Source organism: Serratia sp. M24T3, assembly GCF_000257645.1.
Lineage (GTDB): Bacteria > Pseudomonadota > Gammaproteobacteria > Enterobacterales > Enterobacteriaceae > Rouxiella.
In genome coordinates this window covers 43,454-53,410 of record NZ_AJHJ01000032.1, presented here as the reverse complement: position 1 = coordinate 53,410, position 9,957 = coordinate 43,454, and the positions used below count along the sequence as shown (strand labels likewise).

Below are 9,957 nucleotides of genomic sequence, written 5' to 3'. Positions count from 1 at the left end.
CTTCGCTATCTCGTTTTCAAAAGCCGCAGGGAAGGTATAGAACGTCATCATGTCAGCGTCATGAGCTCCCCTAGCACGGTATCCAGCAAGATTCGATATCGGCAGCGACGTTGGGTCATAGGGGATCGGGGCATAACGGCTAAGCCCATAAGCATTCAGAAAAGCCTCGCACTGTTCGATGATTTGCTGATGCTCTTTGTTGCCTGTGCCGAATTCGCGTACCCAGGCGTTATAGCTGTGCTGAACCGCATCACGACACGTTTGCTCATCCCACCCAGTGATAACTTTGCCAAGGATTAGCGCTGCCTCCAGAACGGCGAAGCGTGCGCCTACGCGGTGAACCTGCTCACCATAGTCTGCCGGTATCAGTGAGCGCCAGCGGCTCTCAGCCTCTCTCACAGTTTCAATGGCCTGCTGCTGGTGGTCAGCGAGGTATTTAATCCACTCCCTGCCGGCAGTGCCGTGGTTGTTCTGGAAAGCGTCTTTAAGCGCGTCGGCGTGCTCTTTGCCATTCTTGTGCTCATGAAACCTCATTGCCTTGCTAAGCGGGATATTGAGCAACCGCACCAGCTGGCCGGCCTTTATCTTTTGCCCGCTACTGGCGATAAAGGTTTCTAAATCCATCTCGCCTGTGCTGATTGCCACGGTACGCCAGCGCTTTAAATCACGGTTGCCACCCTCTTTGGCTCCCTGCAGCTTGCCCACACCATTAAACAGTGCATAGGCAGACTGCGCCACGCTGCGCGGATCAGCGCCTTGGCCTACTTCATCCAGTGGCATCAGCGCGTCATTGTGTGCGGCTGCCTCGTTTGCCAACCCCAGCGCAGTGCCGTACCAAGTGAGGCGCAGCATGTCAGGATTACCATAAAGGCTGCTGGCCACGTTCGCGGTAGTGGTTTTCCCTGCGCTCGACTGCTCATAGAAATGAATGCCAAACCCATCAGCGCCGGTCAGGCCGATAAGTGGGGCTGCGAGGGCAGCACCGATCCCCGTCATCATCGAATAGTTACCGCCCACCAGCCGTGCCACACTTTCGCGCCAGCTTTTTACCGACCCTTTGTTGGTGTAGCCCGCCGCTGCTGAGCTGCGACCGTTGAACAGCACCGGCATATCCGGCGTACCGATGATTTCACCATCTGGCATGATGTAAGCACCGCGCTGCCAGCCCGTAGCCTGAGCCACTCGCCATATCTCACGAGAACCGCTTCGTTGTAACCAGTCGGCCAGCGTAGCCCTCATGGCAGGTTTAGTGGTGATGTTCACGCCACCCGATTTAAGTACGCGCCAGCCTTCACGTTCTCCAATATCAGCCAGCGGGATCGCCGCGGTATGAGATGAATGCTCACCCACCGGCAACCAGCGGATAATCAAAAACTGGTCTTTGTCATCTTTACCGGTTCCGACGACTTCCAGCGGTGAGCACAGCCAGCTTTCGCTGTTAATCACTTCGCCGGTTTCCTTATCTGCCTTAGGCGAGATCCAGAACACACCATCCTTACGGCTTTCAACATGAGGTTTGAGAATGTCATCTCTTTGCCCGGGCTTTTTACCGCCGTCGATGGCCTGTAGCTGTGGTTTCATCTCTTCGCCCTGCGGTTGATATATTGAATCGTTAAATGTGGCCGTGGCGGCTTCTATGCCGTTCTGCTGGTGGTAGTCGTTCCAGTCGGCCTTATGGTCAGTTGGTGGGCTTGAGATTAAGCCGTCCACGGCTAATGCGGCCTTCTCTGCCTGAATACGGCCGGTGTTTACTTTTGGCTTCCCACACTTGTCCAGCTCGCCTGGATAATGCCAATCGTTATCTGCCGCGATGATGATCCGCGCATTCGGATGCTGGCGACGCATTAGCTCGGCCACGGGCAACTGATTACCGGCATCAATGGCGGCTACGGTCAGCGCCTCCGGACGCATCAGGCTCAACGTGAGGGCCGTTGCCAGCCCTTCGGTGATGATGATGTCCTGCGGGTGCTCAGGCACGTTCACGGCGTGGTATGCCCCGTGCTTGGCTGAACCGAATACCATTTTTTTCGCGCCATCAACGGTAATGGTCTGCGCGGCGGCCACGGCGCCGGACGCATCGATCAGCATCAGCAATAACGTGCCGTCAGCCATAATAGGGAACGAGAAGCCCGTCAGCCCCTTGGCGGTGAGATACGTGCTTTCACCTGGCTGCGCCTGTGCGGCCAATGCCTGATACTTCTGCTGGAAGCTTTCCCGACGGCGTGTTTCATCGGCTGCGGATTGCTGGTGGCGTTCCTGCTCCCGCTGCTGGCGTTCAGATTCCAACTGTTCACGCCTCTGGCTGGCGGCTTTGTGGTCAATTTCTGTCACCCGGTAATCAATACCCATCACCCCCGCCAGTATCTGCGCCGCTTCGGTGGTATCGCAGTGATTTACCTTTTTTACCAGGTCGAGGCCATCGCCTGCCCCGCATTGGTTGCAGAAATGATTACCGCGCCCTTTGTCATCGAATCGAAAGCGGTCATTACCGCCACAAGCCGGGCAGGATGCATGCTGGCGTGGTGATTGGGGCACAGAGATGCCAGCCAGTGACAATACGTCAGGCCAGCGCCCTGCTGCGGCGGCCGTCACTTCATGAATGAGGTCAATGTTACGCATCCTGCTCCTCCTGCATGAGGTGAAGCTGCTTAACCATGCCGCACATTGTTTCCGCACCCGCTTCAGTCAGATATTTACCTGGCTCTCCTGCGAAGTAACCCGGCTCAATCATGCAACTGAGCCAGCCGGCAGCATGAACACCGCCGAACAAAGCACCGCGTTCCTCTACGGCCTGTGCTGTGAGAAAGAAATCAACACCATTGCTGAGGTCGTAATAATTTATCGGGAACGTCTGCCCCTCAACCACGCTGACAGGTTTCCCATGCTCCTCAACCTGCTGAATAATAAACAGCGTTAGGACTAACCACCGGAGGCTCAACAAGCCTTCTCCAATGGTTGGCGTTTTGACCTTCTCCTGCCAAACGTTGAGTAACAGGAATGAAAGCTCCAGTTCGTCCAGGAGTTCCCCTGAACACAGCAGGCCTGGTATCTCTTTTGGCTCGATAGATTTATAGCGGCGGGCTTGCTCGCCATTTACCACTTCAACGATTTCAACATCCCCACCCCAACGGCGTTCTGAGGCGATAAAGCGACCGGTCTGGCTTGTGATTTTTTTCATTTTTATCCCCTTAGTGAGCTGTTGGTAATGGTGGTAAACCTTCGGTATTGAGCATTTCTATAAATCCATCGTGAAGCAGCGCCATTGAGTCACGGCCCCACTGGGAAAGCCGAAGGTTGCCGCCGTCAGGATCGGCCTCTGTCATTGACTGGTAAATCATGACAGCCCTCTTATGGGCATCCATCCCAAACTTTTCGAAGGCGATCCCCTCGACGTTGTTAGCCAGCGCGAAACGTTCAGTCGCCGGATAGATGGAGATCCCACCAACGGCGCCCCGATAGACAGCGGTGCGTTCGGTTGTGCCGTCCTCTTTCAACGTTTCAATGGTGCCGTGCTGTGCTAGCTGCTCATTAATAAACAGAGCGGCCACAATCCATCGCCAGCACGTCATATCTTGTTCATCAGACTGCCTGAACCAACCGCTCGCTTTGCCTTGGTAGATTTCAGCCATTACACGCAACCCTTCAGATAGCTTGCTATCAAATCTTCCGCTATCTAGTTGACGAATCACCGCTGAGTAACCCACCAGCTTGAGGTGCTGAAATCCCCCGTCGTCGTTGCGGGCCATGAAGTTAATACCGGCAGGAGTCGCCTCAAAGCAGGTTTCTTGTGTCATGATTTTCTTCCCCGCATGGCTGCAATTTGTAGATCTGAATGTTCCAAAAATAAGGCTTCCATTACCTCTGGCACGCCTTCAAGCAGGGTAATGACTGCGCCAATCATGTCAGGTAAATTTCCATCGCTATTGGTCATAGTGTTGAGCCACAAAGACAATACCGCCTGTGCCTGCATGACCTGACAACGCGCGTCGTCTGCGTCGAGTTTATAGCTCATTGTTTCGCCTCCCTTAGCATCTGTTCTTCAAGGAGCCAACACGCCGCCTCACCACATAGACGACGAATTAAATTGATAGTCATTCCCGCCTGAGTGGGCGGGAGCTCGCCTGGATACTCCTCAAGCAGCAAAGCTATGGTTTCAGCCAAAACCGCTTTATCGGCGGCCTGCTGAAGAGTTATTTCATGACTCATTCGCAGCCCTCCATTGCTACCGCTACCGCATCAGGTAATCCGTCAAGAATGGTTAATACCGAATCAACCATGTCAGGTACCTTGCCATCGTCAGTGGTTAAGGTTTGAAGCCAAACAGACAGCACGGTCTGCGCCTGCTGTATGCGGCTCATCACATCGCAGAGAGAAATTTCATGATTCATCGGCTGGCCTCCAATACGCGAATGGCAACTTCTTCGGCCAAACCCATCAGCTCGATTGAGGCATCACGCTCACTATCAGTCGCTGTCAGGAAAAGTGCCGCCTGCAGTATCACGCGGATTTTTTCCAGTGCGTCTATCGCATCGTTTTTGAAGTGAGCATTAGTGCGAGTCATTTGGCTTTCTCCAGTCCAGGAATGGTTAGCTGAACCAGTGCGGTAATGCGGGCAATGGCTGGGCGGATTGCTTTAAGCTCGCGCTTACGCTGACTCATCTCAGCGCTACCGTGCTTGCCGTGTCGCCAGTGAGAACGGTGATCTGCGGCGGTGAGAATGTCTTGTGCCTGCTGTAATGGCATAGATTCCAGCTCATCCAGTGAAGGAATAAGCACAGGGCGAATGTCTGAGAAGTGAGGGGTATGCCGAAAATAGCCATCAACCAACTCGCGTTGTACTTGCCAAGCTAGATCATCGGTAAAGGGCTTTGTCAGTAACAGATAACCAAACTCCGTAAACACCGTGACCTTGCCATGAATGTGATTGGTTATTTTTTTGCCTGGGCGTTTAATGCCCCCCTCTAACCAATCAACATCGGTAGCGTTAACCACAAAATAATCTTTACCTTCGATGAAGTGGCGGCGATTTCGGTTAAACGCTTTTCGGGCGGTTTCTTTCGGGCGCTGGTGAGCCTCGTCAATCATGGCGAAGGTGACAACGCGCTGGCCCTGATACTCAACCAAAGGCATTTTTGCATCATGAACGGTAATGGCTTTCATACTGCTACCCCCTGAACACGGGTAATGCGGATATCAGTCAGGCCGTCATGCTGGGCTTTTAGCATTGCGGCTGCCTTTGCGCTTTCTGAGGTGTCTGAGTGAGTTTTGTAGTTAATACCCAGCGTCAGGCCGCGCTTGTTTATGCCGTAACCGTATACCGTGAAGTGTTTAAGCATGGCGGGCCTCCTGCGTTGGCAGGCGGGCAGCGAGTGAAAGGATGAAGTGGGCACAGAGAATTAAGCGTGCTTCATGCTCCGTATGCGCTTCGACAGTCAAACGACACGGTGTCGCTTTACGATTAGCGCGATCGATTGCCAGAAAGCGATACTGAAATTTGGGGCGAGTTTGGGTAGACTGTGCTTCAGCCATAACTGTTACCTCTAATAACTGTTTGGTGAGAAGCCCGGCTAGTGTTCCACCACTGCTGGGCTTCGCTGTTTTTGGTACTGCCTGTGCCTTACCTGTGGATAAGGTGTGCATTTCATTTAATGACAAGTGTGTATTCATGTCAATGCTTTTAAATGCACACTCACTAATGTAATGTAATACACTCAAACTTAATCCAGGAGGCTCAATGGCTACGGGTAGCGTCAACAACAAATCACAGATCAAAAATGTCCGCGTTCCGCACGATGTTTTGCATGATATGGAATCTGTTAAGCTGAATGGAGAATCAACGGCTGGTTTCATCGTTACGGCAATGCGAAGCGAAATCACTCGCCGCCAGCTTGAAGGTAGCGAGGAAAATCTACTGTTATCCTCTCTAGATGCGCTGAGCAGACTTGAGGAAATCGGTACGAAAGTGGGTGAGGAAATCCAGCAACTTGTCAGCATTGCCCGTGAAGAATTACAGCGTCGGAAACCTATTGCTGATTCGTCAGAAGATTGATTCAACATCATGCCATCACAGAGGATCGCACAATGTGTGCTGCCCTTTTTTATGGAGTCCGAAAGCTCACCGCCTCGCGTAGTGATCCCCGAAAAACCTTCCCGCCCTCGTGCGCTCGCTCGTACTGTTGCAAAAAGTCCCTCCCTCACCCTGGTGCCAAAATTAAATTCAATGTCAGGTTTTGTTAGGTTCTGGGTGTTAAGTATTGTTAAGTTCCCAGCCAGCGAAAAGGCTGCGTTGTGGGCGGTAGTCATTAGTGAACCTCCGGCAGCTGAGGCTGAAACTTGCGCCATAGCGCAGCTTCTTCGGCGTTCAGGCGTGCTTTTTCCGCTTTGCACGATTGAAGCGCTGAACCACGTTTACTGGCCTTAGCTGTGTACAAGGCTTTGCGTTTACTGTGGTCATTCAGGAAGGCGAACGGCACGCCGTATGAGCCAGTTTTGCGAATGGATGGGATCACGTCTCGGAATACCCAGTTAGTGAACCGGTGAGCAGATGTTCCAGGTGTGGAGGCTTTGCGGCTGCGGGCAATCAGTTTATAAAAACCTGATTCACATACCGTGCGCATAATCTGATTGCCACCAAGGGTAGGTATTGAACACTCCCCCTTTTCATCATTATCAAGGCGGCGCAGTGCGACTAAGTGATCCGCCATTTCCAGAGCCTTACAAACATCTTTAGCAATGAACCACGGCTCACCGTAAACATTCACGATGCGGACGGATTGACCTTCGAATTTAATTACCGAAATATCAGCTTCATCAGCATTGAAAATACCGCCCAGGCTGGTGGAAGGCTGAGGGGCGGCCTCAGAATTTAATCTGCTTTTTTCGATTTTCATTTGTCAGGCTCCGTTAGGCGGCGGTGAAGGCGTCTGGATAGAGGGTGAGAATGTCGCTGATTTCCGGCTGTGATAGCCCACGATAACCACCAGTAGCAGCGTTGCGGCTGACCAATTGGATTACTAGCATCACGTCAGCACGGCAGGAGAAGCGATAGCGCAGATGTGAGCCAATGCCGTCAGGGTTTTTCTCCTCGATACGTTCAAGATGAATATCAAGACGACGTTCCAACTCTGTAGCGTAATTACGCCCGGATGATAATCGGCAGTAACGGAGAATGTCATTCTCCGTCCAGCCCTCAACCCCGGTACGCATCATGTAGCAGCGTGCGCGGTGTTTCTTTGGTGCTGGCTTGATAGTGAGAATGGCGGTATTATCGTTGGCGCTAACCTGTTCGATAATGCCCGCCTCTGTGCGGGTTTTCTTTTGCATTTATGCAGCCTCCCCGCGTGATTCAGCAATACGCTGATTGATCCAATCATCAATTTCACTCTCGATAAAAGCAATAGCACGAGAACCAATTTTAATTGATGCAGGGAAGCGACTCTGGCTGATAAGACGATAAATCCAGGCCTTACTATAACCAGTTCGGCGTTGAACTTCAGGTAAACGTATTAATGACTTTGACATACATACCCCTGCTATATTCAGATTATATTTGATAGACTTTGCGATAACTGGGGAGATAATCTCAGACACAAATAAATTAAAATAGCAGGCAGGTTTAAACAAGGTTACCGCTGTTTAAGCTATAACCGAATCACTGTTTAAATTGTCATTAATGGCTAATTACTTGAGAAATACCCTTCATTTTTTCAACCTAACCACTGTTTTACGAAAAAGGGAAGTTAGGTTTAACGGTTTCATTTTAAAGGCTTTCTTCCTCCTTTCTTAAGTTCAAAAGGCCTTAAAACCTCATCAACAGCCTTAGCTAAATTAACCCCTGCCCCCTTGCTGATTAGATAGCCACGAACGTCCTCACGGCTAGGAGCTGTTGATTTATCATCAGGATCATAAGTTGACCAAAATTGCCTCACTGCTTCTTCAATATACTCAAGACCTTCACTTTGATGTTCAAACCTTGGCAATAATAGCTTTTCTTCTATTGCTGGGTCTGAAGTGGAATCGACAAAATACTCTGTACTTGGTAATTCCCCACTCCATTCAGATACGTTTTTTAATTTTGTAGCAGGTGGCTTTCTAACAAAGTCTACATTCTCAGCTTCAACCCAAGCATATAGTGAATCCCTTGTAATTATTGTTTTACTTTTACTAATATCTTTTGTTCTATCGGTAGGCTTAATTGTTTCATTATTTATATAGTATTCATTGTCATAACTATTAAAACTTGTAATTTCCCCCATACAGACTACGGGGGTTAAAACACCTCGTCTGATAGCACTAACAATCCCCTCTGAAAAACCCCAAGCCATTTTCCAGCGCTCATGCCTGATGCGCTTTATAGATATCAACCCATCATCATAATCATATGGGTCAATAGCAGCCAATAGCATAGAGGCTTGCTCAACCGTGAATTCTTGAATTGTTCGCCAATGTGATAAGTCTGGGATATTTTCAATTATTGGCACATGTCACCTCGAGCTTTCTGTAGAGTAAGAACCATAACTAACCGTATAGGAATACTAGTTTTCGGGTTATTATGAGCTCGGTTTATAAGTTTTTAGTTTTCCAATGTAGTCTACTGTGGTCTACATTGAGTGTCTACCAGCACTGTTTTTTTATCCAGTTACGCACTCTTCCCAAACTTCCCATGCACAACATTCTCACCACGCTCGAGGCGGTCCATATAGTCGGCATACCATTGAAGCATCTCACGGCGGCCATCCAGATATTGAGCATGGTTATAGGTGCCGCGAATTGAGTTCTTATCGACGTGTGCCAGCTGGGTTTCAATCCAGGCTGTGTTGTAGCCCTGCTCATGCAGGATGGTACTCATGGTGTGGCGGAACCCATGCCCGGTTGCTCGGCCACCATAACCGATCCGCTTAATCACCTGGTTAATGCTGGCTTCACTCATTGGTTTGGTACTGTCATTGCGGCCAGGGAAAACGAACTTAAAGCGCCCTGTTATCTCCTGCAGCTGGTGGAGCAATAACAGCACCTGTTCAGAGAGCGGCACTAAGTGTGGCCGGCGCATCTTCATTCGGCTTTGTGGCACTTCCCAGACACCCTTGTCTAAATCAAACTCTGCCCACTCAGCGGCGCGCAGCTCAATGGTGCGAACGCCGGTAAGCATCAGCAAGCGCGTAGCTATCTGCGTGACGATGCTTCCAGAATAGTCATTAAGGGATTGCAGGAATTCGGGGAATTCAGAGGCGACCAGGTGCGGGTAATGTTTGTGCTTCTGAACGACTAGAGCACCGGCTAATTCACTAGCAGGATTATTTTCGGCTCTACCGGTGACAATGGCATAGCGGAATGTCTGGCTGCATGCCTGGCGGATTTTGCGCATCTTATCGATAACGCCGCGCTTCTCTAACTTCCTGAGCGCATCGAGTACATGGAGAGGTTTGATATCGTCTATGGGCTTCTTACCGATATACGGAAAAATGTCGTTTTCGAAGGACTCCATCAGATCCTCGGCATAGCCCTTAGACCAATTTGGCTCTTTATAAGCATGCCACTCTCTGGCGAGAGCCTCGAAGGTGTTTTCAACACTGGTTTTCTTTGCCAGCTTCTCCGTTCTCTTTTCTTCGCTCGGATCACCACCAGCTGCCAGTATCTTTTTAGCCTCGTCACGCTTGCCCCTGGCAGCAGCCAGCGACACGTCAGGATATACCCCCACGGATAACAGCTTCTCTTTACCGCTGACACGGTATTTTAAACGCCAGTACTTGGTCGCATTAGGATTGACCAATAGGTACAGGCCGCCACCGTCAGCGAGTTTATAAGGCTTCTCTTTACCTTTGGAGGTTTCAACCTGGCGGGCATTTAGCTTCACTTGGGGGTATCTCATTTCATTGAACGGGCGTGTACCCCCAAAGATACCCCCACTTGGGTGTAGATTTCAATAGATGTAGGTAGACGTCGGTAGAGGGAGGCATG

16 protein-coding genes are annotated in these 9,957 nt (G+C 50.5%); 1 reads left to right on the top strand and 15 read right to left on the bottom strand.

Features of this window, described 5'->3' with window-relative positions:
- The 10 genes from SPM24T3_RS19280 to SPM24T3_RS19240 all read right to left on the bottom strand — a co-directional run.
- Positions 1–2,619 (bottom strand): TOPRIM and DUF927 domain-containing protein (locus SPM24T3_RS19280; RefSeq protein ID WP_009638487.1); only part of this gene is annotated, 2,619 nt, incomplete at its 3' end.
- The gene (locus SPM24T3_RS19275) at positions 2,612–3,178 is read right to left on the bottom strand and encodes a hypothetical protein (RefSeq protein ID WP_009638486.1); all 567 of its coding nucleotides are present in this window, start codon (positions 3,176–3,178) and stop codon (positions 2,612–2,614) included. The genes SPM24T3_RS19275 and SPM24T3_RS19280, both read right to left, overlap by 8 nt.
- Before the next feature lie 10 nt (positions 3,179–3,188).
- A complete protein-coding gene (locus tag SPM24T3_RS19270; protein ID WP_009638485.1) occupies positions 3,189–3,794 on the bottom strand; it encodes a hypothetical protein in 606 nt (201 codons plus the stop codon).
- Entirely contained in the window at positions 3,791–4,012 is a 222-nt protein-coding gene (locus tag SPM24T3_RS19265; RefSeq protein WP_009638484.1) for a hypothetical protein, read from the bottom strand. The genes SPM24T3_RS19270 and SPM24T3_RS19265 overlap by 4 nt, the downstream gene beginning before the upstream one ends.
- Positions 4,009–4,206, bottom strand: coding sequence for a hypothetical protein (locus SPM24T3_RS19260; protein WP_009638483.1), 198 nt, complete (start codon positions 4,204–4,206; stop codon positions 4,009–4,011). The genes SPM24T3_RS19265 and SPM24T3_RS19260 overlap by 4 nt, the downstream gene beginning before the upstream one ends.
- Positions 4,203–4,388 (bottom strand): hypothetical protein, encoded by a 186-nt coding sequence (locus SPM24T3_RS19255; protein ID WP_009638482.1) that lies wholly within the window; start codon positions 4,386–4,388, stop codon positions 4,203–4,205. Before SPM24T3_RS19255 ends, SPM24T3_RS19260 begins: the two co-directional genes overlap by 4 nt.
- Positions 4,385–4,561, bottom strand: a complete 177-nt coding sequence (locus SPM24T3_RS25600; RefSeq protein ID WP_157135342.1) for a hypothetical protein — start codon at positions 4,559–4,561, stop codon at positions 4,385–4,387. The genes SPM24T3_RS19255 and SPM24T3_RS25600 overlap by 4 nt, the downstream gene beginning before the upstream one ends.
- The gene (locus SPM24T3_RS19250) at positions 4,558–5,160 is read right to left on the bottom strand and encodes an ORF6N domain-containing protein (protein WP_009638481.1); all 603 of its coding nucleotides are present in this window, start codon (positions 5,158–5,160) and stop codon (positions 4,558–4,560) included. The genes SPM24T3_RS25600 and SPM24T3_RS19250 overlap by 4 nt, the downstream gene beginning before the upstream one ends.
- Positions 5,157–5,336, bottom strand: coding sequence for a hypothetical protein (locus tag SPM24T3_RS19245; RefSeq protein ID WP_009638480.1), 180 nt, complete (start codon positions 5,334–5,336; stop codon positions 5,157–5,159). Before SPM24T3_RS19245 ends, SPM24T3_RS19250 begins: the two co-directional genes overlap by 4 nt.
- Positions 5,329–5,529 carry a host cell division inhibitor Icd-like protein gene (locus tag SPM24T3_RS19240; protein ID WP_009638479.1) on the bottom strand — a complete coding sequence of 67 codons (201 nt, stop codon included), beginning with the start codon at positions 5,527–5,529 and terminating at the stop codon, positions 5,329–5,331. The genes SPM24T3_RS19245 and SPM24T3_RS19240 overlap by 8 nt, the downstream gene beginning before the upstream one ends.
- Positions 5,530–5,734: 205 nt before the next feature.
- On the opposite strand from SPM24T3_RS19240, the gene SPM24T3_RS19235 reads away from it, so the two are divergent.
- A complete protein-coding gene (locus SPM24T3_RS19235; protein ID WP_009638478.1) occupies positions 5,735–6,049 on the top strand; it encodes a YlcI/YnfO family protein in 315 nt (104 codons plus the stop codon).
- Between the two features lie 253 nt (positions 6,050–6,302).
- Here the strand turns inward: SPM24T3_RS19235 and SPM24T3_RS19230 are convergent, their stop codons facing one another.
- The 5 genes from SPM24T3_RS19230 to SPM24T3_RS19210 form a co-directional block, all read right to left on the bottom strand.
- Positions 6,303–6,890, bottom strand: a complete 588-nt coding sequence (locus tag SPM24T3_RS19230; RefSeq protein ID WP_009638477.1) for a BRO family protein — start codon at positions 6,888–6,890, stop codon at positions 6,303–6,305.
- Positions 6,891–6,903: 13 nt separating this feature from the next.
- Positions 6,904–7,323: a hypothetical protein gene (locus tag SPM24T3_RS19225; RefSeq protein ID WP_009638476.1), complete on the bottom strand. Its 420-nt coding sequence runs from the start codon at positions 7,321–7,323 to the stop codon at positions 6,904–6,906.
- Positions 7,324–7,521 carry an AlpA family transcriptional regulator gene (locus tag SPM24T3_RS19220; RefSeq protein ID WP_009638475.1) on the bottom strand — a complete coding sequence of 66 codons (198 nt, stop codon included), beginning with the start codon at positions 7,519–7,521 and terminating at the stop codon, positions 7,324–7,326.
- 233 nt (positions 7,522–7,754) lie between these two features.
- Positions 7,755–8,480: a hypothetical protein gene (locus SPM24T3_RS19215; protein ID WP_037379181.1), complete on the bottom strand. Its 726-nt coding sequence runs from the start codon at positions 8,478–8,480 to the stop codon at positions 7,755–7,757.
- A 158-nt stretch (positions 8,481–8,638) separates the two neighbouring features.
- A complete protein-coding gene (locus SPM24T3_RS19210) occupies positions 8,639–9,853 on the bottom strand; it encodes a tyrosine-type recombinase/integrase (RefSeq protein WP_009638473.1) in 1,215 nt (404 codons plus the stop codon).
- Positions 9,854–9,957: the final 104 nt, after the last annotated feature.

Bases quoted from the DNA above. Each gene is read 5' to 3' on its own strand.
- SPM24T3_RS19230 (WP_009638477.1), bottom strand. From the start codon at position 6,890: ATGAAAATCGAAAAAAGCAGATTAAATTCTGAGGCCGCCCCTCAGCCT.
- SPM24T3_RS19250 (WP_009638481.1), bottom strand. From the start codon at position 5,160: ATGAAAGCCATTACCGTTCATGATGCAAAAATGCCTTTGGTTGAGTAT.
- SPM24T3_RS19245 (WP_009638480.1), bottom strand. From the start codon at position 5,336: ATGCTTAAACACTTCACGGTATACGGTTACGGCATAAACAAGCGCGGC.
- SPM24T3_RS19240 (WP_009638479.1), bottom strand. From the start codon at position 5,529: ATGGCTGAAGCACAGTCTACCCAAACTCGCCCCAAATTTCAGTATCGC.
- SPM24T3_RS25600 (WP_157135342.1), bottom strand. From the start codon at position 4,561: ATGACTCGCACTAATGCTCACTTCAAAAACGATGCGATAGACGCACTG.
- SPM24T3_RS19260 (WP_009638483.1), bottom strand. From the start codon at position 4,206: ATGAGTCATGAAATAACTCTTCAGCAGGCCGCCGATAAAGCGGTTTTG.
- SPM24T3_RS19265 (WP_009638484.1), bottom strand. From the start codon at position 4,012: ATGAGCTATAAACTCGACGCAGACGACGCGCGTTGTCAGGTCATGCAG.
- SPM24T3_RS19225 (WP_009638476.1), bottom strand. From the start codon at position 7,323: ATGCAAAAGAAAACCCGCACAGAGGCGGGCATTATCGAACAGGTTAGC.
- SPM24T3_RS19220 (WP_009638475.1), bottom strand. From the start codon at position 7,521: ATGTCAAAGTCATTAATACGTTTACCTGAAGTTCAACGCCGAACTGGT.
- SPM24T3_RS19270 (WP_009638485.1), bottom strand. From the start codon at position 3,794: ATGACACAAGAAACCTGCTTTGAGGCGACTCCTGCCGGTATTAACTTC.
- SPM24T3_RS19275 (WP_009638486.1), bottom strand. From the start codon at position 3,178: ATGAAAAAAATCACAAGCCAGACCGGTCGCTTTATCGCCTCAGAACGC.
- SPM24T3_RS19255 (WP_009638482.1), bottom strand. From the start codon at position 4,388: ATGAATCATGAAATTTCTCTCTGCGATGTGATGAGCCGCATACAGCAG.
- SPM24T3_RS19235 (WP_009638478.1), top strand. From the start codon at position 5,735: ATGGCTACGGGTAGCGTCAACAACAAATCACAGATCAAAAATGTCCGC.